Source organism: Sporocytophaga myxococcoides DSM 11118, assembly GCF_000426725.1.
Lineage (GTDB): Bacteria > Bacteroidota > Bacteroidia > Cytophagales > Cytophagaceae > Sporocytophaga > Sporocytophaga myxococcoides.
Map to the genome: position 1 here is coordinate 716,850 of NZ_AUFX01000003.1, position 26,473 is coordinate 743,322.

The window sequence follows — 26,473 nt, forward strand, 5'->3', positions numbered from 1 at the left end:
GTACTATCCGTAATATACCTTTAATGCCGCTTTAATTTCATATATTTACAGTTCATAGGATGTAATTACTACATCTAATTTCTTTTTTATCAAATTTTTAACCTATAACCAATTATGAAAAAACAGTTACTGTTAATTATCCTTTTACTTATTTTCAATTTTTCCTATGGCCAGAGAGCGGCAATTCCGGATCTTATATTTAAAAATTACATTCAACAAAAATTTCCTCAATGCATAGAATCTGACTCACTGAAGATTACATGTGCTGACACAATTACCGGATACATTCGGTTAGACAGTCTTGGGATTGAAAGCCTTGAAGGAATTCAGTATATGCAAAGCATCTCTGGACTTTTATGCAGAAATAATAAGTTAAATGCCTTACCAGGATTACCTAAAAACCTTGTCGACCTTTATTGTGCTAACAATAATCTAACACAACTACCCGCTTTGCCAGAGAAGCTGGAGATTCTAGTTTGTGACAACAATCCATTGACATCCTTGCCGCAACTTCCGGCTCCTCTCTTTATTTTACACTGTGCAAATGCCAAGCTTTCGGCTCTTCCTCAATTACCTAAACTACAACATCTGCTGGTACCTAACAACTCAATTTCAACACTACCCACACTACCCACAAGTCTGACATTACTGGATATTTCAAACAACAATATTGATGCTATCGGTTATTTCCCAAGCAAACTTAAGGTGGTATCTGTTTCAAATAACAAATTGAAATGCTTGCCTAGAATGCCTGACTTGGTAAAACTATATTGCAAAGGCAATCCATTAACCTGCTTACCAAATATACCTACGACATTAAACGAATTTCAAAGTCCTACTGATGAGATCTGCGTAGCTGAAAACGTTAACGGATGCACTTCATATCCCCACATAAAGGGTATTGTTTTTATTGACAGGAACAATAATCTAATCAGGGATGAAAACGAACCCGGTGTAGCAAACGCAAAAGTCAGCGTAGATGATGGTTCAGTTGTAGTAGAAACAAACCATTTAGGCGAATATGCGGTTGTACTTGGAGCTGGAGTACATACCCTGGCGCTTAACCAGGATATTCTTTTTCACAATGACATACTTCATACTGTAACAGATCCTGATTCTATCTATGAGTTTCCTGTTCCCTATTTGGAGCCTGTCAATAATCTTAAAATTGCCATAACACCCATCTCCTTTGCAAGACCAGGATTTATCACAGGCTACAAAGTCATGCTTCAAAATTCAGGAAATAATTTTGTAAATAATGCGCAGCTTTCATTTAACTATCCTTCTCTTTTAGATTTCATAAAAACGGATGTACAATTTTCAAGTCACATCAGTAATGTTTTGACATGGAACCTTGGGAGCGCTTCTCCTGGAGAGAAAAAAGAAATAAGGGTATATTTTCAAGTACCTGCAGAAACTGATCTAATAGGCACCGAATACATCGTTTCTGCTGAAGGCAAAGGAAATTCGGAAGAAAACATCTTACTTTCTAATCAAGTAAGCTATACCTCTCTTATTACAGGATCATATGATCCGAATGATAAAACTGTTGCTCCGAAAGGACCGATAAGCGAAAATCAGGTTCTTCAAGGTCAGTTCCTAGATTATACAATCCGTTTCCAAAATACAGGAACAGATACAGCCTTTACAGTAATAGTCCGTGATACTCTTGAAGATAAGTTTGATCTATCTTCTATAGAGCTTATCAGTGCAAGTCATAACTATGAATTTCTTCAAAGAGGCAAAGCTCTGCGCTGGACTTTCACAGACATCAATCTTCCGGACAGTGTTAAGAATGAACCTGAAAGCCACGGATATGTAAGGTTCAGAGTAAAACTAAAAAACACTCTTGTTAATGGAAATGTAATCAGCAATTACGGTGCTATATATTTTGATTTCAATGATCCTATTATAACAGATACTGTGAGTACAGAAATTAACTCGGATGTTGTTGCTGGTTTAACACCAAACAAGCTGAAAAGACTTTCAGTATATCCTCAACCTGCTAAAGATATAGTCTTCATAAACGACAATTTCAACACAAGCGGAAATGGTTTGGCATCTATTGCAACATTATCCGGACAAGTTATAAATCAAGTTCCCTTTGACAAGCAGCAAAGTAATACAATTACAATTCCATTATCAGGAATCAAAGAAGGGATGTATATTCTGTCTTTACAATTAAATGGAGAATACTTCCATGAAAAAATAGTAATAGAATAAAATTGCTATGATATAATTCAAACATAACAAAACAGCCAGTTGAGAAACTGGCTGTTTTATTTTATAAGCACATTCTATATCCTCCTCTTCCTCTATATTGTAAGTCAACGGGTTTGAAAATTCCAAAGCATTTCTCCAACTCCTTAAATACTTTGTACCTTTGATTATTATTCCTTAAAGAGGTATCTTAGTAAAAGATGGGCAAATAAAAGTATGATGAATTTGTATAATAATCAGACTAAAAAGCATGAAAGAATTCGAACTTAAAAACAGCGACCCTGAGGACATTGAAGACGTACTTAAAAAAGTTGAAATCTCATTTGATTTTGAATTCTTAGATGATGAACTTTTACATTTGAAGACATTCGGAGAGCTTTGTGATCATATTATTAACAAGATTCAACTTATTCACTCAGACGATTGTACAAGTCAGCAGGCATTTTATAAGATTCGTAATGCAATTAGCAAATCTCTTCATCTTGATCCTAAAGCAATCGCTCCGGACACTTCTCTTGCGGCCATTCTACCGAGCAACGACAGACGTTCCAGAATAAAAAATATAGAAATGATCTTAGGTTTTAAGTTGCACATATTAAGACCACCTTATTGGATAGTCATAACTCTTCTTGTTTTATCAGTTGCATCAGTTGTCGGACTTTTCATTAAATTCTCTATTGGTGTGGCAGGCCTGGCTCTTTCTATATCTGGATTCTGGCTGGCATTTAAAACGGGTAATGTACTTAACCTGCAAACTGTTGGTCAGCTCACTGAGAAGATTACAAGAGAGAACTATCTGAAATCCAGACGTAACCCAAAGACTTTTAACAAGCAGGAAGTTGAAAAATTATTGATAGACTTGTTCAGTGATGGTCTTGACTTAGAAAAGAGTAAATTGACGAGAGAGGCGACGTTTAATTGAATATCCCAAGACGGTTATAAATGGTACCATCTGAATTATTAACACTTTTTAGCTCCCTCGATTTCGAAGAAGGAGGTTCTATTAAAATTAATTCATGCAAATGGATTGAAGAGAACCTCTACCTTGAATTGAATATAAATTCAGGATCTCAAGAATCCAGCGAACAGTTATGGGAAATAATTATCGAAAAGATAAAAGAAGAAGCAATCCAAAATACATATGCATATTCAATAGATGAGTATAATGAACATCCGCTTTTACTTGAATTCAATGATACTCCTGCTGAATTATACAGTAATTCAGTAGGAGAAAATCATGATAAGTTAGTTATTGAAATAATAGAAATTCATTCACAAAAATTTGGAGACTGGATTCCATTAGATAAATATTTAAATAAATGCTCAGAAGGTTTGGTTATGGCACCCTAAAAACTTCCTTTGGAACATTCAACAATGTAATTCGAATTAAAGTAACCAGTATCTCCAACATAGAAATTACAGGCTCCGATAGTTATTCAACAACCATTGATGCATATGGATACTTTATTCCGGGATATACCAATCCATTGTTTGGCATTCTTGAAGCAACGCTTAATGGGCCGGAAGGAGAGTCTTCATTTAATGCGGTTATTGCATATGACCTTACATCCCTGACTTCAAATAAAAATACCTATTTGCAGAATTTAAAACTATCAGTAAGCCCTAACCCAGCTTCTGACCTGATATCTGTTGACTTTAAAGATCTTGCTTCGGACAATTATACATTAAGGATTACAGAGCAAAATGGGGCTGTTGTAAAAGAAAACAATATCTATGCTGCAAAAGGTGAAAGCCACAACATTGATATCTCCGATCTAAAAAATGGTTTATACTTCCTTGAAGTATCTTCTGACAATGGAAAAGCTGTTAAGAAAATTGTAAAGCTATAAGCACTTTCAGAATAATTAAAAGTCCCGTCTTATTTTTCACTAAGACGGGACTTTTAGTTTATATAAAAACAGAATCAGCTTCTCCCAGTGCGATAAAGTATGGGCTTAAGACTTTTGCTTACTAGTTTACTCCGTATATTTGCATTTTTTCTAAAATATTCCGAAGGTATTACAAACGGAATAATCTGATAAATGGATCCTTATTTATTTCACAACATTTAAAGGAATACTTTCAAAATCCTTTTCAGAATATATAAGTACATAATACAAACCTGAAGCATAAGAGTTAGTAGGAATTGAAATGGTATACATGTTTACATATGATTCATCAAAAACAATCTTGCCATCCACACCCACAACCTTTATGGAAATTTCATCCTGATCATATCCCGATAAATTTATGATAAAATTACTACTACATGGGTTGGGGTGTATGAATGATGATTTTACCTGATCATGACCTCCCAGATATTTGACAGGACTGAAGGAATAGGAACCATCATAGTCTGTGGTCTTAAATTTATAATATAGTCTCTCTTTATAATTAATATAATCACTGTATTGATAGGATTGATTTCCATTAGAAGGAACATGACCTATGGAATCAAAATCAATTCCATTTTCAGAAGAATAAATTGCATAGTGCTTTACATTTCTTTCCAAAGCTACTTTCCATTGAAGTATAGCTATACCTTCTTTAGCCTGTAGCTCAAAACTTAACAGTGTTACCGGAAGTGTTCCATCATAAGGACCGCTAAATTCAGAAGTACTGAAATCAGGGCCGGTCGCTGTAGATGAAATAAAACTGGAGCTAGGTACGCTTTCGAAAAGAACAAGGTTAAATTCTGCTTTTCCATCTGCATCAGTTGTGACAACTGTAGTGCCTATATATTCAGATCCTTCTCCATAACCTGAAGGGTCAGGTATTGAATTTGAAAAGAATTCCAGCTCATAAAATGTTAATGGTTCTCCGAACATAGTACCATTTATATTCACATCAGAGGGGTTGATGATAACTGATTCAAGCACCGGAAAATTTTGCAGTTTATTAGGGCCTGTGTCAATATCCTTTAGTTCATTGGCTGTAACACCATCATTGTTCAGATCAATTCCTAACAAGGCATTATTATAAATTGAATTACCAAGGAAGCCATTTCCACTTCCACCGTCTGTGGTGACATTGATTCCGTTTCCGCTGTTATGTGCAATAACGTTAGCTCTATCACCGGAAAAGCCAATAAAGTTTCTTCCGGCACCTTCAGCTATTCTGATTCCATCTGAACCATTACCTAAAGCAGTTGTACCGTCGCTTCCCAATCCAATATAATTATTATAAACCTCGTTCTGGTTCGAATTGCCCTTTAACAAAATTCCATGCAACTGATTTTTTGAAATGATATTGCGCTCTGATATCAAAGCCCCTCCGATAACAGTATTATCAGAATCCACTAATTCTATTCCAGAAATGATGTTAGGTATTCCTGCATTTCCTGTTATGTCTGTTCCAATAAGATTTCCTATAACAGAATTACCATTTGAGGCATTGATGCTTATCCCATTACTGCCATTACCTGATATGACATTTCTAGCAAACGGGGAATTCCGTCCAATAGAATTTGTATTGGAGTTAGATATGAGTTCAATACCATTCTCTGTATTAGGAATAGCAAGAGTTCCGGTGATATCCGTACCTATCAGGTTACTATTAATAGAATTTAAAGTACTTTGATTTAACCTTATTCCTGTAGCATTTCCGGAGATTATATTCATTTCCCTACTATCACCTTTACCATTCAGGTCAGAACCTATAATATTATTGTTAGCTGCATTAAGATTAATCCCTATTGTATTTGGATTAACACTTCCATCTCTGAATAAACCAATATAGTTTCCGAATATATAATTATTGTCTCCCTGGATATGAATACCTGTATCAAACCCACCAATACTTAACCCTGTTACAGTGCATTGGGAAGCTAATATTCTTATTCCGGCTTCATTAAGTGTAAGGCCATTGCCATCTATTTCCACAGGAGGAGGGCCAGAATACCCTATACCACCTTGTTCCATTCCATTGATATATACAGGACCTATAATATCGGGAAGTTGAGTCATAAGTGATATTCTGATATTACTGACGGAAGGCACTGTGAATAATATGAAGTCTTGATCAGGAAAAGAATTAGCTTCCAGAATCGCCTGTCTGAATGATCCAGGTCCGGAATCATTAACATTATCCACAAAATAAACCGCAGCTTGTAACCTGTGAACGCTGATAATAAAAAATAACAGTAAACTTATAATCCTCATGACCTATGTATTGTTCTTTTTAAATAGAAATTAGGGGAATAAAGCCTATATCGATTTTCGTTATACGCCTTTAATCCCCTACTACAATTGTCTGTTTTTGAGGTAACCCTTTATGTATATGCAAAAGTGACCGAGATTTACAAACGTAATATTTGGGATAACTAACGATAGTTTTTGATTTAGGAATGATAGACTTTGCTTATGCTGTTTATTAGCCAACATAAAACAAATAAATTCATTATAACAATTATATACTGCTCATCCTCGAATTGTTTATTTTATTCATTCTTCTATACCTGTTTTAAAATGCTTTATAGCTAAACTTATGTTGCATTAGAAATTCTGTTATAATAAACTTCTACAAATTTCATATAGCTGTAACCCTCCAGATAATAAAAAGAACAATGTAATGAAAAAGCATTTTACATGAAGTAACATTGAATTTTTATAAATATTTTTTCATTCGACGAGGCTACGTTTTTTTTTGCCACTCAGTCTTGATAAAAAAACAACACAACTAACAACAAAATTATGAACGCAAAAATCTACTTTAAGCAATTGCTTGTGATGGTGATTGTATTCGTCTGCTCCATTAATGTCAATGCCCAGAAGCATGGATGGCATGGATTTAAGAATGCAATAAGCAGCGTATATCCCAACCCATCTACTATCGGAGATACATTAGTATTAAAAGTTCATGCAGCTGCAACTGATACATTTTCGGTTGCTATTTTTAATGATGCTGATAGTATTAACCTGAAGGTAAACGGAGGTAAGACTACTTTGCCTCTCCTTAACGTTGGAGTATATCATTATATAGTATCAGACACTGATGGCAAAAAAGTTTCATTGGGTTCTATTATAGTAAAAGAACCAAGAGTAAGAACTATTGTTTCCCCTAACCCTTCCACCGTTGGAGACACTATATCCATTAAGGTTGAAGCTCCTGCATCAGAGTCTTTCACTCTTACAATTGCAGATACAGGTGATGTTGTATTGCATACTTTAACAGTCACGGGCGGCACTTCCCTACTGCCTCAATTGCCGGTGGGCTATTATACATATTCCCTTGTGAATGTTGATGGAAAGACAGTATCAAAAGGTAAAATAAACGTAAAAGCTCCAAGAGTACTTTCACTCGTAAAATACAATCCTTCAACAGTTGGAGATACCGTCTCTCTCTTAGTATTTGCAGGACCGACCGAAATTTTTACATTAACTATTGCTGATACCGGAGGTGTTGTAATAAATACATTGAGTGTGCATGGCGGAGCAAACGTACTTCCTGTCCTTCCGGTAGGAGTTTATTCCTATGCACTGGAAGACGCGCAAGGCTATATTGTGTCTGGAGGCAAAATAATTGTCAAGGCACCTAAAATTAAAAGTTTTGTACACCCTTATATCACTCATGCAGGAGATACACTGTCAATCAAAATAATTGCGGATGCAACCGAATCATTCACATTAAATATTTATACATTCAGTGATAGCTTGGTTCAAACTTTAACTGTCAATGGAGGATCTAACACCTTACCAACTCTTGCGTCAGGATTTTATTATTATGAACTTGTAAGCATTGAAGGATATAAAGTATCCACAGGAAAAATTGCCATACTTCCTCCAAAGGTGCATACAGTCATAGCTCCAAATCCATCTAATGCAGGAGAAGCGACCATTGCTGTAGATGCTGAGATTACTGAAACCTTCACCTTAAATATTTTTGATGCAGCAACCCTGGTTTCTACACAAACTATTACAGGTGGAATTACTTTACTTCCTGCAACACTTGATTCCGGCATACATTTCTATACTGTAGTAAATGCTGACGGGTCCATTGTATCCAAAGGAAGAATTATGATTTATTAATTACAGGTGTTATGACAAAAGTGAGCTCATTGGTCGAAAGATCAATGAGCTTTTATTTTGATTTGAAAACCTGGGGGAAAGTAAAACTTTCAACTTAACTTAGATTTTACCATACATAGGACGTCATGGTATGCCGACAAAGCAAGCCCTTTAAGGGACTTATGGAAATTGATATGCTGGCTCTGGTAAAAAACTCTATATATTAAAAATGTATTTAGATAATCCATTGCTCTTTGTGATAACAACAATTATTTTTAACATTATAAAGAAAATCGAATCATATTAAAGTTTAGCTGACGGAGAAACAGCCATACTTAGTAATAACTTAAGAAATTAACCTGATGAGAAAAGAGGTTTCAGACTTTTGGGTTGGAAATTTTGAAAGAGAAGATGCATACTTTAACTTTTTTGGTGAAAATCCAGACTTCTATCAAGAAGAGAATGATATTGAAGAAAAGTACATTTCTAAATTTGCAGAAAGTCAGAATGAAAATTGGATTGATCACGACTTTATGGAAAGCGGATTTGAAGATGGGAATGAATCTTTTATTGAAAGGTTTAAAAAGTACTCATATTCTGATCAATGGATAGCAGAGGTATTTGATAAAGCTAAGGAAACAAATTTAAAGAAAATTAACACTATTGTATTCATTACCAAAGGTAGGATTCAAAAGCCTACATCTATATTAACACCAGAGTATTCATTGCTATATATCGGACAAATTGAATACAACATTTAACACTATTTATTCTGCTTATAACGGATTAAAAAATGCTAAGAGAGAAACAGGACATGTCTTTCAAATCCTCTTAAGAAATTTTCTCTTTCACTGTTTCCTGTATTCTTTCTTCCATGTCTGCATCAAACTGCTTTATAGCTTCAAATGAATTTTGTACAGATAGTCCTGTTGTAGTGATACTTCGAGGGCTTCCATCACCTTTGATATACCTCTTGCCTCGCTGCTTGTGGCTGATCCTGTAGTTTTCAAGTGCTTCTATACATTGATTGTACTTAGCATTTAGCCCCCGGTCATCATTATTTTTCAAAAAAGACTTAAGTTTATATCTGTAGGGTTCAAGCGCTTCTAAAAACTCCCTACTATGTTTTGGGAAATACTTTCTGGAAGTCATCATAGCTCTACCCATGACAGATTCCATCTCCAATCCCAGAATAAGATCCATTAGCTGAATACATCCAATCTGCAAACCACTTACCCCTTCAAGAAGACATTGGCTATTCATATCCATCAATCCCCAGACGAAAGATGGCTGAATATGCTCACGCCATTGTTCCATATTTAGCTTTTGTCTTCTTACCTCTCTGTTAAAGACAGTAGTTATCCCAAGGATACCTTCATAGAGCATATCCAAAGCATTTGCAAGCATTTCTTTATCGTTTGCTATCATTGCATTCAAAATATTCATACAGGCTATGTTAGCAGTTGTACCAACTATTTCAGTCATAATGAATATTTTTATCCAGTGCTCCAACTGTCCTTGAAATTCCTTGCAAACCCAGTTATGGATTAAGGAAAGATCATTAAATTGTATTTTGTCTATCAGTATATTTGTTCCAGGGGCTTGTCCATTTACCTGACAATTCATGAGCATAATGCTCCATAAGGTGCCGCAATGCGGATGCTCTAACTTGTCAGCAAGGTAAATTAAAGGCTTCCAGATTTGATTAGGGAAATGCATCTGTTGCTTCTGAAATTCTTCAGGCTCAGGAGGCAGATAGTTCCAGCGATAGCAATGGGCAATTAATGTTAATACTGAAAAGAACTTCTCTTGTTCCCAATAATTCAAAGCATCTATCTGAATATCCTCGATGGATACATCTTTAAGAGCTTCGTAAACGAAACCTCTGACACCTCCCCTCTCCTTGCTATTCCATAGATGTATTCTATTCAGCAATTCTATATATTTATTAAAAGGTTCGGGCAATTGAGTAAAAGGCAATTTTTGAGGAAGAAAACTTGGATGTTTTAAGAATAGCTGAATTTGCTCTGACAGGACAATGGGAGGCATATATTCTATACTTTTAGTCTAACAGGGGTGAATATAGACAATGCTTCATTTGTAAGGCTGAGCACTTTGTGAATGCAACCTATCAATATGTGAAAGTGGGTTTTGGATTATTAATGCCCATTTCAAATTAAAAGAATTGTTTCAACAACTAAATTAATATGCCTATAAAAATTGAATGATTAAAAATGACTGATGCATTAAGGCTAATTAAACTGAAAGAATACTGCTATCTATTTCACAAAAATTTATATACCTGATTCTAAAATATTTCAAAAGAATTATCAGGATAACTGGGTTAATCTTTAGCTTTGAACTAAGAGTAGACATTGATTAATAAACTTTAATAAAATATGGGACAATCGAACGATTAATTAGAATATATGACAGAAAGGATAAAAGTTATTTTCGGGAAAAGATATCATGGAACCTTCCGGCCGGAGCTGAAAGAGAAAAAGTGATCGTTAAGAAGTTAAAAAGACCGTTAGAGTAATACGATTTGGTGGCTGGGTTAACAATGACAAAAAAAATGGGGACTTTTACTTATGGAGTACATCTGACTTCCATTCAAAATAATCTTTATCTACCTCATAAAATTGTAAACCTTTTATTTCAATTCCATCTGAATACTGTAATCTTATCCTAGCTATTTGAAGAAAGAAGAAGGACTCTTTGAAGATTTCTAAAACTTGAAATACTATGCTATAATTATATTTTCTCTTGAAAACTACCAGTTATAGTATGTGTGAATAATTTCCTTTTAATAGAAGTTATTAATTCTACCCTATTAACAATAAACCAATTATACCATTTTTAGGAAACTTTTAAGCATTTCATCAACTATCAAAGCTTTATATGATTAAACAAGACTAAATGTACTCCCATCAGACAAACAAATGTGTTCCTCAAGATACTCTGTCTGGTTGAAGTCCAATGGCTTCAAGCCACAAATGACAGTAAATTTATCAACTTGCAGATTTCGAAGAAACAACTTTGTCATTAGAATGTCGATTTTTGTTCATTATTTAATTTCACCAGTGAAGGTTATCGAACTTATTTTGGATAGGGGAAAAAGAATGCTGCACATTTTTAAAACCAATCGGGGGACAAGACTTGAAGGTAGGTTACATAACAAAAACCAGAACTCAGATTTTTATACAAGGAATAGGAATTAAATATTTGCTTTAAGAAATTGTTTCCAAGCATAACAGAGATCTAGGAATTCTTTGGTATCAAACTCCCGTGCTCCTATAATCTTATTATCATTTATTTCACCGATTTTTGATTTTCTACTACCCCATAAAAAAGGTTGATATATTATAAAACCATCCTGAGTATAGTCTGGAACATTTCTATTTATCAGCTCTTTTATCCATTCGATTTCTAAATCTAAATCTCCCAAATCACTAATACCCTTTATAATGTTTAATTCTTCATAAGGAGGATCAATGATAAAAGCATTTATTTCTTCATCATTACCATATGGCTTAATTTTTTTTATGGAGTGTCTAATCATATATTAAACTTAGGAAATGAAGACTTAACGGGATTAATGGAAATCATCACACTATATAATCAATCATCAAAAACTTCAACATATATATAATCTTTTATCAAAGACAAACCTGACAAAAATAATACTGCCCATCCCTTAATCCCATAAATCTCGATTCAAAATAAAAAAAGGTTCGCTTTCTGCAAACCCTTTTGAAAATTATTATATCTTAAAATAATTCTTACCAGAAGTGCGAAGGACAAATAACCCTGTTCTTCATCTTCAGTCTGTATCCCACAACGATCTCATGAGAACCAGCACTGTAAAGTCTTATATCACTTGTTGTATAATCGTATGCATAGCTGATATCCCATGTATTGTTGATGATAACACCTGCAAGAAATGCGATCGCATCTGTATTACGATAAGATACACCAGCCCATAAGAAATCTCTGTAACGAAGCTTTGCATTAATATCATAAGAAATGGGTGCCGGAGAAACTGATTTTACGCAGAAAGATGGGATAAGAGCGAAGTCATATCCGATAGGGAATCTATAACCTGCCATTACAAAATAATGCTGAGATAGTTTACCTTCAGAAACAACTCCATCTTTTTTATTGTAAAGATTTTGTGGCATCACCTGAACCATAGAACCTCCTATAAAAAATTTATCAGAATACACCCAGAAACCAGTATTGATATCTGCAAGAGATGTATTGGTTGAACTTTGAAGCAAAGCATCATCAGGGTTTGCAGTATGCAGCATATTGGCATTTAAAGAGTACTGCTGAAGTCCTCCCATGATACCTAATGAAGCATATAGATTTTTGGCGAATTGCAGATGATAAGAATAAGCAAGATCTATGGTTGTGTTTTTAGTTGGCCCGATAACATCGTTAGATATTATAGCACCGACTCCATGAAACCCATTTTTTTTATTTTTTGACCTGTTATTGGTAACCCTGCCCCTTCCAAGAGCAGTGTGAGCACTCAGGTACATTGTACGAGGAGCACCTTCAAATCCAACCCACTGCTTCCGGAAACCTAATCTGATGTCTGTGTAATCTTCAGTTCCTGAAACTGCAGGGTTCAGCATAAATGGATTAACCATATACAGAGAGTATTGCGGCTTCTGCTGTCCCAAAGCAAATACCGAACATACCAAAACAAGTACCGCTGATAAGTAATATTTTTTCATTGTTGCCATTTAACTCTTACTTAAATCTTTTGTTAGTTCGTCTTCCCACGAGGAGCGAGACTTTAATGAATGTGAATTGTTCACACTCAACTCTAATCTTTTTCTAGGTTTGTCACCGAGGAACGAGGAATCTGAGTTCTTAAAATCTCAGATCCTTCGCAAGCTCAGGATGACAATGAAAGCTTTAAACTTTATACGTTAAGCTTACTTCAGAATCTGAACATATCCTGAATAAGGCTCTTTAAAGATCACACTATGAAGATCTATCACATAGAAGTATGTTCCATCTGGAAGCACTTCTCCATTACGGTAGTTAGTTCCATCCCATTGTTTTAGGTTTCCTGTCCATTTCCAAACAAGAGTACCCCAACGGTTATACACTTCGAAGGTAACATTCGGGAATCCGTTAATATTTTCAATTTCCCAGGTATCGTTATTACCGTCTTTGTTTGGTGTGAATGCATTCGGAATTTTAACAGGTCTTTCAACAAATACCTCAACTTCATCTGTTGAAGAACATGTATTCGTGGCATCAGCAACAGTTAACACATAAATAGTATTATCAGTCGCTGTAAATGTTGGATTTGGTATATCAGTGAAGTTTAGTCCAGTTGCAGGAGACCATGAATAAAGATCTCCACCGCTACCGTTCAATGTGACAACTGTATTTTCTAGAACATAAATATCACTTCCTGCATTCGCTACCGGAGTAGGGATTACAGTTACAGTTACAGTATCAGAGAATCTCGGACATACACCGTTATCTTCTTGCAAGGTGTACTTACCCGGCTGATTTACTATTAATGATAATGTTGTATTGCTTAAAGGAAGACCATCTTTAAACCACTTAAATGTTGTTCCTGTACCTATAACAGCAGTATAAGTTGTATCATCACCTGAACAGAATGTGGCATCAGACTCAACTATATTAGGCTGAGGTACATCTAAAACTGCCATCTTCACTGTGTTTGATGTTCCATATGGAGTAGTTACACAGGTTAACGGAGATGTCATTTTAACATATATCTCATCTCCATTATTGAATGTTCCACTGTATGTAGCGGAGTTAAGAGGAAGAGAAAGCAGTGTTCCGTTCAGATACCATTCATAAACAGAAGGTAGTGTATTATAAGTTGGAGTAAATGTAGTTACAGTTCCCTTACATATAGGATCCTGAGCAACTAATTTAATATCCGGAGTTATATTAGATAGCATCTGAGCCAATGCTATGTTTGAAAATACCTCTTGCTTACCCGGAGCAATACAAGTCTCTGAAGATTTTAACTTCACCTGTACCTTATCTCCGTCATTTAATGTTGCTGATGTAAACTGATCACTGTTTGTTCCTGCTGTTATACCATTAACCGTCCATTCATATACTGGAGTAGTTCCTCCTGCTACAGGTGTTGCCTGGAAGGAAACAGTCGAGCCCAAACACACTTGTCCTGGAGGAACAATCGATACGGATGGATTAGAATTTGGAGTCACTGTTATAGTCACTTCATTACTATTTCTAGGTCCGCAACCTAATACATCGTTAACGACTCTTCTATAACTAGTGGTTATTGTCAAAACACCTGGATCAAAAACCGCATTAGTTGAATTACTAATTGGATTCCAAGTTGTTCCGTTAGTTGAATATTGCCAAGAATATTTGTATGCAACATCATCCTTTCCTCCTGTAGGAGTTACAAGCTCAGCAAAAGCTGCAGGATCGCCATTTTCACAAATGGTTTGATTGCTTCCTATCTGTCCACCAGTTAAAGGAGCTCTTGTGACAATCTTAACAGGAGCTGTTTGTGCAGTATTGCAAAGAGGAGGACCGTTAGGATCCGTTACATCTTTTATGATCCATATGGTCCCAGCAGTCAGGGATCCCGGATATTTATAAACTACATCGCTTGGTACTAACTGAGCTGGTGCATTTGACCATGGTCCGGAAGCACTTGATGTTGATATTTTCCAGACAGAACTAGCCGCCGATGAAACATTAGATGGAAGTGTTTTCGTTTTTATAGTGTCCGCATAAGAACCACTACATATATCCTGATCAGAACCAATGCTACCCGCAAGAATTCCAGGCAAAATAGTTATTTTAACTGGGTTAGATAATACTGACTGACAGCCTGGAGAGTTTTCTAGCCGTGCAAAGTAGATGGTTGATGCCTGCGGAACCGGCGTAAAGCTACTTCCTGTTGCAGCAGGAGTTACATTAACAAATGAGCCGGCGGTACCTGTCAAAGAATATTGCCATTGATAATTATAGTTTCCATCACCACCAGTTGGAGGAGTTTTCTCAGTTAAAGCATTGATTGTATTTCCGCTGCATAAAGTCTGATCATCACCTATCGTTCCTGGCTTAACAGTTGGATTTACTGTGTAAGTAACCACATTACTCTCCGCTGTTGGTGAAGGACATAAGGTTGAAGATACAATTCTTTTCACCGTATATATCATTGCCGTAGTTCCTGTGTTTGCAGGAAATGCCGGCACTACATAACTTGCCCCTCCTGGGATAGCAGGAGAAGTTATGCTATTTGCAGTCACTTGCCAGCTATAATTATAATCTGCCGTTCCATTTGCACCTGTTGGTGAAACCTGGTTAGCAATATCAGCAGGATCTTCTCCACTACAAACTGTTCCACCTCCGACTATTGTTCCACCTTTTAGGTCAGGTAGCACAGTAACTTTTACTACATTTGAAGTTGTTGATGCTGCTCCGCAGCTTCCTGTTACCACAAGTCTATATTGCATGGTGTCAGTCAAAGTACCTGGCGCATATCCTGCAGTAATTCCAATTGGTCCAGCCCATGTGCTGCCGGAAGCATCCGCAAGGGACTCCCATCTGTAGGAGTAGGAATCTCCAGATTTTAATCCTCCTGTCGGAGGTGAAGAAATTGCAATGTTTGCAGCAGAAGTATTATAGCAGATCGTCTGGTTCGCCGAAATCACAGCAGCAATCATATCTGGCACTAAAGATATTTTGATTGTATCTGAATATTGATCAGGACAAGCACCAGAACTTACCTTTCTTCTATAATAAACTTCTGCATTTACAGCCGCTGGAGGAGTATAAAGAGCAGTATTTGCACCAGAACCTCCCAAAGCAGGTGAGAAGGCTATATTATTAGACGATTCTTGCCATTCATAGGCATAAGTTCCTGATCCTCCTGTTGCAGGAGTATTTGTAAATGCAGCCGGAGTTGCACCTTTACAGATCGTCTGATCAGAAGAAATGGTTCCAGGAATTATACCTGGAGTTACTGTGTATTTAACAACATTACTTTCTGCAGTTGTATTGCATTCCAGAGATTTAACCTCACGTTTATACTCATAAGTAACAGGTGAAGAAGTCGTATTTGTCAATGAATTGATCACAAATCCTGAAGTGTTGGTACTTCCCGCATCAGCAGAATAGGCTCCTCCATTTACCGACACTAACCATCTATAGTTCCAGTCTGCAGGAGCATTAGCTCCACCAAAAGGTAACTTCAAGTTTGTTATATCAGCAGGATTTGCTCCGCTACAGATTGTTGCACCACCGGCTATTGATCCTGGTAAAAGATCCGGTCTTACAATGATCGTTACTTCGTTGGATGTATCACCTTCTGCAGAACAGCTTCCTTTTACAATTAGTCTATATTTGGTTGTGTCAGTCAGATTTGCAGAAAATGCATATCCCGGAGTAGTAAAAGAATTTACCCAGCCCGTTACTGGATTTGCCTTATCCGGCAATGTTTGCCACTGATAAGTATAAGAATCTCCAGATTTCAATCCACCTTTGTGTGCTGTACTGGAAAGATCCGTTGGTTTTGTATTGTAACAAATAGTTTGTGTTAATGATACTGTACCTGCAATAACCGGTGACACCATTGCTATTTTAATTGTATCAGAGTAAACAGCCGAACATGTTGTTCCGCCAGAGGTAGAAGTTACCCTTCTGGTATAATAAATAGAGTCAGTCAGAACCGGAGGAACATAAAGATTTGTAGTTGCGCCTGTTCCACCAGCCACATTTACAAAAGGACCAGCTGGAATTTTAGATGACAACCACTGATACGTATAAGTTCCTGAACCACCCGTTGGCAGTGTCTGAGTTAATGCAGCAGGTGCAGTTCCTTTACAAATTATCTGACTTGCACTGATTGTGCCTGGCTTTAAAACAGGCATTACTGTAATTGTTACAGGATTGCTGTTTACAGCAGGACAAACACCTGAACTATCCCTTCTTATATAAGTGTAAACTTTATCTAAAGCAGAAGTATTATTAAACACTGTATCAGCAGGAGTTGCAAAGGTATAGTTTTGTCCGTTTCCTGTCGAACCTGTAATTTTCTTACCATTTACGAACCATTGATACTTACCTGCACCTGTGCCTCCTGCTGCTACAGGAGTAGTGAATGCAACAGGTTTAGTACCACTACAAATTATTTGGTTCGCAGTTGGTGTCACAGCTGTATTTGGCACATTGACAGTAAGAGTCAACGAATCCTGAAGGTAACATGACTTATTACTTGTAAGGCCATCTCCATCATCAACTTTAAAGAAATAGGTTGCGTTATCAGCAACAGTGATATTATTCAAAGTTAATGTAACAGGAGAAGTTGTTACTGCTGTAGGCGCAGTTATAACAGTGATTGTGGTACCTACTTTTTTATACCATGAATATTTATATCCCTTTTGAGGAGGTGTTGCGGCATTTAGAGTATATTCTCCAGTAATGGTAAGATTACTTCCCGCACACATAATTGTATCATTATCAAATGCTTTATTTACTATCACTGTTTTCGGAGGAGAACAAGGACAGTTTTCAGTTAAAGTAACTGGAGTACGAGGGCATGGTGCGGCTGGAATTTCAAATTTAACATCGAATACCATACCTGATTTACTTTGCCCCCCGGTACCATATCCATCACTTCCGCCACTTCTGCTTACTGTTGTTCCATTGAAATCATCCCAAACAACCCCTTGATTACAATCACTTCTACCTACACTTATATTTCCGTTTCCGGAAATGACATTATTATTCTGAACTATAAAAAAGTCCCCAACAGGCAAAGTAGTTGTTGATCCAGTAAGCACCAATGTTTCGATTTTTACCTGAGCTTCTGCCCCTTTGGTTCTGGTCCAGTTAGTTGTAAAAGTACCATAAACTTTAGTAAGGTCTGCGTCTTTACCTCCACCGTTAGTGGCAGGTTTTGACCCCACGATACTGTAGCTGATAGTTGCTGACTTTACATCACCTGTATTATACAATTCAGACTTAAGATTAATGCTTAATGAGGTAATTTTTATAGGAGTAGTATTGGTAAACTGGGATTGATATGGATATTTTGAACCTGGATTCAAGTTTTCCCAGGCATCATCAAACTGAGCATCGCATGATTGTGCTTTTTTAAACACAGTACCCATCCCTTTCGCAGACTTGGTATAGTATACAGTTTTATTCCCTGAAGCATCCGCCGCAATACCGGTAAGATCTATTGTATCTTTCAGGCTTCCTTCAGTAGTTCCAAGAAGTTTGCTTGGGTTTACAGATTTATCATACCAACTGTAAATAACACCTGGGGACTCCGAAGAATGAAGATTTAAACTCACATATCCTGAATTTCCACAATAGGTATGCTCATTAATAGTTGCTTTATTAACACAAGGATCGCAAACAGGCGTGACCACTGTAGCAGTTTTTACAAATCCTACTGCTGGTGCCAAAACAAATCCGTCTAAAACGAAATCGTTACCTGGACCGCTTGTACCTTTAAGATCTCTCACTTCCAGCGTATGGGTTCCACCAGTTGTTGCGGTCCAATTGGCTGTCATTTTGATCCAATTTTGATTTGCACCTGTATTTCCAACAGCTACAAGACTACCATCTATGAAAATTCCAATTTTTGCTGGAGTTCCGGAATTTACAGTATCTGGAGTTGTTTTCGCAAATTCTGTATGCTGATTTGCGACATAACCAGAAAATGCAAACTTATCACCTATAGCACCTGTAAAAGTCCAACCGACAACCTTTCTTCCAACTGGACCTTTGGCATCCACTACATAACGTAACGACCCTGCAGGTTCTCCAGGAGCCTGAGGTAAATTACTCCAAAATGAATTCCCGGATGAAGTATTTGCTGTAACATTGTATTTACTGTCTCCATAAGTCGCAATTGGATCATAATAAGGTGAACCACTCAAAAATCCAGTAGGTCCCTGATTAAAGTCTCCATTAGCCAATACGTTACCCACTGCCATATACCCAACTGCTGTGTAAGATACTGCAGCAGGAGTTTTTACACGATACGGATTGTTTGTGCTTACTGAAACACCCGGAGCTGAGGTTAATTCCCAGTGATCAAATATTAATCCTCCTGCAACAGTAGCAGTCAAATCGGTAAGTGAATCCTGAATACATGGACTTGCTGTTGCTATTATACTGGAACAGTCAGTTATCGGACCAACTACTATTTCGTCTTCCTGGCTCTCCTGTCCACCGAAAGAAATATTATCGATACCATAGTCATACCCTCTTGGCTGAGATACGGTCGGAGAAACTTGTCTGATTTCAAGCGTTGCAGAATTTACAGTGGCTCCTGCAGTCCACGGAAATGTAAATGTCTTCCATTTGCCGACAGCAGCTATGCCGCCATTTGCAGCAAAATTAGTGCTTGCCTGCCCTACTTTTACTCCATTTACTAAAACATCCAATAACACATCTCTGAAAGGGGCTACAGCAGGAGCATTGCCATAACCTGATGCCATATTATCTGAAACTATATAAGTTACAGAAGTAAGGTCAAGTGAAAAATTATAAGTTTTACCTGCTTGAACTGTTACTTTTTGTCCCCATACAAGAGATTGTTTGGTTCCATCAGCGCCCCCATTTACAACCAGGAAATTACCAGGATTACCTGTAGCATATGTATAAAGCCCTCCTGCGTTCCAATCGGCCTGAGTTCCCCAAAAGCCTGCACTGTTTGCTACACCAATTGCACCATCAACATTTCTTGGGTCACCGGCATTATTAAACTGAGTAGTAATTCCTGATGTTCCTGCGGAAAAGTCTCCGTTTACTACAACATTACCTGAGACTACATCGCCTGTCAGAGTAATTTTGGTCATCCCTAATTTGGTAGCTGTAAAAGTTGTAGTAGGACCAGTTGCATTACTTAACGTTCCTCCACCTGTCGACCAAGCCAGATTAGCAGAACCAGTACCTGATAAATCCCATTTGTCACCTATACATAATGGGGAAGTTGTAGGCGCCTTAACAATTGAAGCAAAAATTTTCTTATCGCTAATAAGGACGAAAAAGTCAGAATAACAACTTGGATTATCTCTGTCAGTAACAGAAGTTCCTGCAGAAATTTCTCTTACCTCCCAGGTTCCTGTTTTATTTGAAGAATAAGAAATTTTCCCAGTACCACTCGCTGCTGGCACTGCCACTCCATCCAAATACCAAGCAAAGTAATTCGAGGCACTGGCATAACTACCAACAGTTAATGTTACATTATCAGGTCCATTATTAACAATAGATGTTTTATCAGGACTTAATGTAAGAATATTGATGCTAGATGGAACAACGCAGCATACTCCTGCTGTAGTTTCTTTAAAAGATTCGGCTACATGTTGCGGAGGACAAATAGCTGTAAAATTCCAATCATATATTGCAGAATAACCAGGTGCTGAATTAGATGCACTTACATTGGAGATTGGTCCAATATTGGAAGCTGGCACCTGAGATGGAGCATATAACAAGTTGTTAACAGCAATAGCCGAGCCTCCACCTGTTGGATTCGTATTAATAACAAGTTTTGTTGCCCCGGTCGTTGTCAATGTATAATTTACAGGTACATCTATATAATAGCCATTGGTTACCCCGGGAATTGGGGTACCTGAAACGCTGGAAAATGTATAAACAGAAGAACCCGGACCTGTTGTAGATCCGAAACTCACTTGAATTTTATATAATTGACCAGGATTATTTAAGACGACAGGAACTCTCACAGAGTTAAACCTTACTGGCATACTATTACTAAAGTTCATTTCGAAAGTCCCCCCTGATGGCCCAGCCACATAAGCAGGAGTTGCAGCAGGAGTTGGAACAGCCTTGTAATCAACTTTCTTTATATATGTAAATCTAACTGAAGTATTAGGAGCTATTCCAGCTGTTGTTACCCTAAATGGGGAATAAAAGGTACTAGATGTAGTAGAATCATAAAAAACAGTTCCCGTCTTTATCAATCTACCTTCAGCATCTATATCTGCTGCTGTATAGGTCGGTGTGTAACTATACCAAAGATATCTGGCGTTTGGAGTAGGATTATTAAATGTCCATTTAGCAAAGGAATTCTCGCACCAATTGGATGTGGTAATTGATTCCGGACCACATTGAGCCCAAACTTTATTACTCCAGACACTCAATAGTAATAAAACAAAAAGAAAATTACGTTTACCAGCCATATCTCTGTTTTTCTTTTTTTAATGATAGTGCACAAAAGAATTGTACAACTTTTATTTCGATTTATTTATTTTGAAAAGTAACTTACTCAATTACTTTTTTATGTCATTGATATTCAGCTCTGATAAGAGCTTGAGGCAATTTTAGGAAATAAAGAACTACTATAGCGGGCTTACTATGATTGTACGCACTAAGGAAAGGCTTGTTCCTTAACAAGCATCCAATTCCTTACATTATATCTAAATTAAGTCCTCTTTAATTTTTTGTAGATACTCACAACCATGAGAAAAGTAACCAGTGAAGTAAAAAAAATTGCTACAAAATCCTTAACTAAAAACATATACCATTATAAATTATTGATAATAAAAAGAATACATTTAAGTTAAATTCAGAATCATTATGGAAGCTATTCCTTATTCAGGTGTATCAAAGAGATAAAGTCTGAAACACCTGTCCCAACTGAGATAGTTAATGCTCAAATATCTTGATGGCCAGTGTATATTCTCCTGCTGCAAAACCCTCATCGCTATATTTTGTTCAAAATCAGGCGGAATACTTTAATTAAAAAATTATTGGTAAAATGAATTAAACGAGGAAAAAATTTTAATTGATTTAAATTTCACTTAGCTTTAGTACTATACCCTTTTTAACCTATCTCTACATCTCCCGAAAATATTGTGAAGTAGCCAGTTCACGTATAGTTCTCGTATACCCCACGTATAGTTTCCGTATAGTTTCCGTATAGTTGCGTTAGCCATGCATCAGCCATACATTAGCTATATCTGACATTACTTTGTCTCTTACTGAAAAACTATACATTGTTAATACTTATTACTAATATAACTATACAAAGATGAAATAACCCTCCTTCGTATCCTTTTGGAGGTATCTTATTAAAGACCTTTTGGAGGTATCTTATTAAATATTAGAAATAAAGCTAAATCTGCTGCAGACTTTCGATTGGTATTTATATAAAAATTAAATAGGCTGCTCTGTACGAGCAGCCTATTTAATTTTTATTCAACTTAACCTTTTAAAAAATGGACTATGTCAAAAATAACTGGTTGAAAGACATTACAAAGGTATTCTAGCAAGCAACCATTATCAATACCGTAAAATGGTATATTTATTCAAAACTATATGTTACTTTATCTCAAGAAAATTCAATTAATAAATTGATTATTAGAATGTTTTAAATTTCAACAGAGGGGAACGTCTAAAAAAATAAAAAGGCTTCTGAAAAATCAGAAGCCTTTTAGTAGCGAGGGGGGGAGTTGAACCCCCGACCTTTGGGTTATGAATCCAACGCTCTAACCACCTGAGCTACCTCGCCGTTTCAAAATCGGAGTGCAAATGTAACAAACTCATTTGTGAAAAAGCAAGTTTTTACCAAATCTTTTTTATCTTGCTTCAGAATATGGGCAATATCCCTTGAGAATCTTTTTATTATGGAAAATAAATTCAAATACACTGCGGAGTTTGAAATCAATGCCTCCTCAAAAATGATCTTTCCTTATCTAAGCACTGCCTTAGGCCTAAAGACCTGGTTTGCTGATAAGGTGATTGCAGAAGATGAAAAACTTTATGATTTTTTCTGGGATGGCAGATTGCAGAAAGCTCGGAAAGTTGCCCAGAAAACAAACCAATATGTAAAATTTGAATTTGCTCCTGAGGAAACAGAAACTATAAAAAATAATTCTTATCTGGAATTTTCCCTTCAGGAAAATGAAATCACACAAACTTCTTTTCTGAAAGTCGTAGACTATTCTGATAATGATAGCAATGATCTTCAGGAAATGTGGAAAGGACTCATTGAAAACCTTAAAGAAAAGGTTGGAGCATAAAAATAAAAAGCAGTAAAGAGAATCCTTAATACCTTCTCTTTACTGCTTCTAACAACATAGAAGTTTCTTTGATCTTTTTACTTTAAGCTTTACGAGATTAGCTTTTAGCTTTTAGCTTTATTTGGGAAAGTAATAACTTATACTCTTGTTGATTCGGAGCATCATTAAATATCTTATCCTCCTCTACTCTATTAGTATCCGTAAAACCAAGTCTTACTGCCTTATTCAGGCTGGCATATGCAAGTTTCCAGTTTCCTTTAGCTGCATAAACTTTAGCATGCAGATATGCATGTTCAGAATTTTTAGGTTCTATAAGTTCATAGATTTGCAAGAACTTCGGTGCTTTTTCATAATCAGTTTGCTGAATAGCCGAGTTGGAAAAGCTGAAAGCTGCAAGTCCTAAAAATCCTTTCAATCTCTTATACATACTCCTCTCCTCTTGTGGAAGAGTATTATTCTGTGTCATAGTCAGAAGATTGGAATAATTGCTTTTCCACCATTGTATATCTTCTTTTTCAAAAGCAGACCAGAACTTCCTTGTCAACTCCACCTCTTTCTCTTCTACGATAGTAATCTTTGCAAGCTTGACTTTTACAGGTTCTGACTGAAACAAAGTATTTCCCTCTGTTTTAAATGCATCAACAGAAGTTAAGTCTTTCAGAATGCTTATCCATTTCTTACAAGCCACTAGAGCTTCATAGCTCTCATTCTTCTTCTTTTTCTGGTTTATTTCAGACATTCCTGCATTTACCAATGAATCAACTAGAGATTGATTTTTAGGAATCACATTTTTTCTCATAGCATTCATTTTTAGCCATAAGAAAGCTGTTTGCATATCCTGAGCTTCTGGCCACTGATGTCCACCTTTTATCTCGCATATGAAATGTGTCATTCCTGAATTATTCATAGACATATCTAACTGTCTCACTTCTCCCAGATTGAAATCCTCCTCGCCAACTATTCCATAATAATCAAACGGATATCCTATATTATTGGATTTTCCGGGAAACCCTCCTCCACATCCAATCACTCCTTTTACTTCATCACCTGAAATTGCCATTCCGCTGGCAACCCTTGATCCTCCTGAAAAACCAGAAGTGTAAATTCTATTTTTGTCGATAGACAATTTAGATTTACAATCTTCCATCATTACCATTATTTTGGGCTGAATCTTATCCCAGGCAAGACCATTCTCAGAATTGTAAGATCCTGCCAGAATCATCTCAAACCGATCCGCAAGTTGTTGGTATTTTTCTACAGGCAACTTACCATCCCCTTGTGGATCAAACATATACACAATCGGATATTTCTTTGATTCTGAATAAGATTTGGGAATGTAAAGACTGTATTTAACAAGCGAATCCTTTGATGCTTTAACTGTTTGAATTTTTCCTGGTGTTAGATCTAACTCAAGCTTCTTTTCACTGGTAGTGTCTGTGTCTGTATTCGTTCCGTTTACAGTTATTTCCTTTTCCTCTGTTTTATCTGCTTTCTTTTTCTCACAACCAAATGTAAGTAGCAAAGCGAATACTATAATCCAGTAAAAATTTCTTGAGGTCATGTTAAAAGAAGTCCAGGTTTAATTATTTAAACACAAACATAAATAGAAAAAATTCAGTTGCCTTATAGCTCAGGAGTTTTTCATGAAAGGACATAAGTGTTCAATATTCTTAATTAATGAAAAGCTGCTAAAAATTCAGTGAACCAATGTTTTATGGAAAATCTTTTTCAATCCGAAGAACCGAAGCATTTTTATGTGTGGATTAATCCCAAAGATGTTTATGCCTATTACAATGCACTAATGATGGGCTCTTTTGTTTCTGTAAGTAATCGGGAAGACAACCTGATGTTTTTACCTAATCAGAATTTCTCAGGATATATCAGTCCTTTTCAAAGCAATCTTTTGCGTGGTTATCAGACAGAACATAATCTGGAATTGGTGAGAAAAAATAAATTTAAGGAATATCCTTCTCGTCTGGTTGCTACTTTTTTATTCGAAAATGAAGAAGATGCAATGCTTTATAAAGAATCTCACGATTTTCATGTGAGCCAGAGGGAATTAAAAAAAGGAGTTACTGTCGGAGCATATACCTATTCCAAACATGATCTTTCCTGGATAGATTTTCTTAAATCTCCGCTATTGGTCGACAGTCATATCAAAAACGGAATGCACTGTGCATATTGGGAAGGGAAATCCGTAGCGAATTTTAAACTTGAATTGATGGAAAAACCGCTTTCAGCTGTGGCTCAGTCAATATATGAAATCCTGTTTCTGGGAAGAATAGATTTTTTAAAGTAAGATAAAGCTAATAGCTGAAAGCGAAAAGCTTAAAGTATTAGTTTGAAAGAACTTTAACAGTTTTACCACTTGAGGTGAATTGAAGTCCTGCTCCTTCAGAAGAAGGATTTAGGATGAGGTCTTTCTTAAAATAAAAAATCAGAGCAAATATAAAATTTACTCTGATTTTAAAATTATTTTTTAAACAGGAATTAAGCTTTTTTGCTTGCTTTAATAAGATCAATGAACTCAGCAGAAGGCTTAAATTTTGGAGCATAGTGCTCATCAATAACAACTGCAGTGTTTTTAGATATATTTCTACCGATTTTTTTAGCTTTTTTCTTAATGATAAAGTTACCAAATCCTCTGAAAGAGATCTCGTTACCTTTTGCCATCGAATCTTTGATAACAGTGAATAAAGTTTCTACAACCTGAGTAACTTCTGCTTTATCCTGTCCTGTTTTGTCAGCAATTCCTGAAATGATTTCTGCTTTAGTCATATTAATATTGAATTTTTTCTGCTTGAATTATTACGTAAAACAATAAAATATAGTGCAAATAAGGAAACGGAAGTAAGTTTTTTGACATATTTACCTAATATGAATCCCAAACTCTATGATCTCCCAAACACTTTTTTTTATCAGTTTAATATAAAACGTCATATTATATAAACTGTTACATATCAATTTAATAAATATAAAAATAAATGTTCAAACAAATATATTTTTGTGTATTTAAAAAATAAAATTACTCATTAAGTAATGATAATCAAATGATTCACTTTCTTACAGGTATTATTTTAACTTTCTCCTTATTTTTTTCATTTAATGGATTTAATTTTGGCGCGCGGATGTTAATCGATGGATTAAATTTTGGTATTTGAGCAAACTCCATATTCAGCCTCATTAAATTCTGAATTAATAAAAAAACTA

The 26,473-nt window shown here is 36.1% G+C and carries 16 protein-coding genes and 1 tRNA gene; 8 read left to right on the forward strand and 9 right to left on the reverse strand.

The window, feature by feature from the left end:
* Window positions 1–114 precede the first annotated feature (114 nt).
* From K350_RS0102765 to K350_RS0102780, 4 genes are all read left to right on the forward strand, one after another.
* Entirely contained in the window at window positions 115–2,223 is a 2,109-nt protein-coding gene (locus K350_RS0102765) for a DUF7619 domain-containing protein (protein WP_028978610.1), read from the forward strand.
* A gap of 247 nt (window positions 2,224–2,470) precedes the next feature.
* On the forward strand, window positions 2,471–3,142 hold the full coding sequence (locus K350_RS0102770; protein ID WP_028978611.1) for a hypothetical protein: 672 nt from the start codon (window positions 2,471–2,473) through the stop codon (window positions 3,140–3,142).
* 20 nt (window positions 3,143–3,162) lie between these two features.
* Window positions 3,163–3,570 (forward strand): hypothetical protein, encoded by a 408-nt coding sequence (locus tag K350_RS0102775; protein ID WP_028978612.1) that lies wholly within the window; start codon window positions 3,163–3,165, stop codon window positions 3,568–3,570.
* Window positions 3,540–4,070, forward strand: coding sequence for a T9SS type A sorting domain-containing protein (locus K350_RS0102780; protein ID WP_028978613.1), 531 nt, complete (start codon window positions 3,540–3,542; stop codon window positions 4,068–4,070). The genes K350_RS0102775 and K350_RS0102780 overlap by 31 nt, the downstream gene beginning before the upstream one ends.
* A gap of 204 nt (window positions 4,071–4,274) precedes the next feature.
* On the opposite strand, the gene K350_RS0102785 is transcribed toward K350_RS0102780, so the two are convergent.
* Entirely contained in the window at window positions 4,275–6,380 is a 2,106-nt protein-coding gene (locus K350_RS0102785) for a T9SS type A sorting domain-containing protein (RefSeq protein WP_028978614.1), read from the reverse strand.
* A 531-nt stretch (window positions 6,381–6,911) separates the two neighbouring features.
* Between K350_RS0102785 and K350_RS0102790 the strand changes: the two genes are divergently transcribed.
* Window positions 6,912–8,246, forward strand: a complete 1,335-nt coding sequence (locus K350_RS0102790; protein ID WP_028978615.1) for a T9SS type A sorting domain-containing protein — start codon at window positions 6,912–6,914, stop codon at window positions 8,244–8,246.
* A gap of 341 nt (window positions 8,247–8,587) precedes the next feature.
* The gene (locus tag K350_RS0102795) at window positions 8,588–8,986 is read left to right on the forward strand and encodes an immunity 22 family protein (RefSeq protein ID WP_028978616.1); all 399 of its coding nucleotides are present in this window, start codon (window positions 8,588–8,590) and stop codon (window positions 8,984–8,986) included.
* A 70-nt stretch (window positions 8,987–9,056) separates the two neighbouring features.
* Here K350_RS0102795 and K350_RS0102800 read toward each other — a convergent pair whose 3' ends face one another.
* From K350_RS0102800 to K350_RS0102820, 6 genes are all read right to left on the reverse strand, one after another.
* On the reverse strand, window positions 9,057–10,274 hold the full coding sequence (locus tag K350_RS0102800) for a PrnB family protein (protein ID WP_028978617.1): 1,218 nt from the start codon (window positions 10,272–10,274) through the stop codon (window positions 9,057–9,059).
* Between the two features lie 856 nt (window positions 10,275–11,130).
* Window positions 11,131–11,271, reverse strand: coding sequence for a hypothetical protein (locus K350_RS32665; protein ID WP_156026883.1), 141 nt, complete (start codon window positions 11,269–11,271; stop codon window positions 11,131–11,133).
* A gap of 171 nt (window positions 11,272–11,442) precedes the next feature.
* Window positions 11,443–11,787 (reverse strand): hypothetical protein, encoded by a 345-nt coding sequence (locus K350_RS0102805; RefSeq protein WP_028978618.1) that lies wholly within the window; start codon window positions 11,785–11,787, stop codon window positions 11,443–11,445.
* A 220-nt stretch (window positions 11,788–12,007) separates the two neighbouring features.
* Window positions 12,008–12,967 (reverse strand): PorP/SprF family type IX secretion system membrane protein, encoded by a 960-nt coding sequence (locus K350_RS0102810; RefSeq protein WP_028978619.1) that lies wholly within the window; start codon window positions 12,965–12,967, stop codon window positions 12,008–12,010.
* Between the two features lie 204 nt (window positions 12,968–13,171).
* Window positions 13,172–21,421 (reverse strand): gliding motility-associated C-terminal domain-containing protein, encoded by an 8,250-nt coding sequence (locus tag K350_RS0102815; RefSeq protein ID WP_028978620.1) that lies wholly within the window; start codon window positions 21,419–21,421, stop codon window positions 13,172–13,174.
* A gap of 1,257 nt (window positions 21,422–22,678) precedes the next feature.
* Window positions 22,679–22,752: transfer RNA gene (locus tag K350_RS0102820), tRNA-Met, on the reverse strand.
* Window positions 22,753–22,867: 115 nt separating this feature from the next.
* Here K350_RS0102820 and K350_RS0102825 point away from each other — a divergent pair.
* Window positions 22,868–23,263, forward strand: a complete 396-nt coding sequence (locus K350_RS0102825; protein WP_028978621.1) for an START-like domain-containing protein — start codon at window positions 22,868–22,870, stop codon at window positions 23,261–23,263.
* A gap of 97 nt (window positions 23,264–23,360) precedes the next feature.
* On the opposite strand, the gene K350_RS0102830 is transcribed toward K350_RS0102825, so the two are convergent.
* Window positions 23,361–24,824, reverse strand: coding sequence for a hypothetical protein (locus K350_RS0102830; protein WP_028978622.1), 1,464 nt, complete (start codon window positions 24,822–24,824; stop codon window positions 23,361–23,363).
* A gap of 153 nt (window positions 24,825–24,977) precedes the next feature.
* On the opposite strand from K350_RS0102830, the gene K350_RS0102835 reads away from it, so the two are divergent.
* On the forward strand, window positions 24,978–25,562 hold the full coding sequence (locus tag K350_RS0102835; RefSeq protein WP_028978623.1) for a hypothetical protein: 585 nt from the start codon (window positions 24,978–24,980) through the stop codon (window positions 25,560–25,562).
* 191 nt (window positions 25,563–25,753) lie between these two features.
* Here the strand turns inward: K350_RS0102835 and K350_RS0102845 are convergent, their stop codons facing one another.
* Window positions 25,754–26,041 carry an HU family DNA-binding protein gene (locus tag K350_RS0102845; protein ID WP_028978625.1) on the reverse strand — a complete coding sequence of 96 codons (288 nt, stop codon included), beginning with the start codon at window positions 26,039–26,041 and terminating at the stop codon, window positions 25,754–25,756.
* Between the last annotated feature and the right edge of the window lie 432 nt (window positions 26,042–26,473).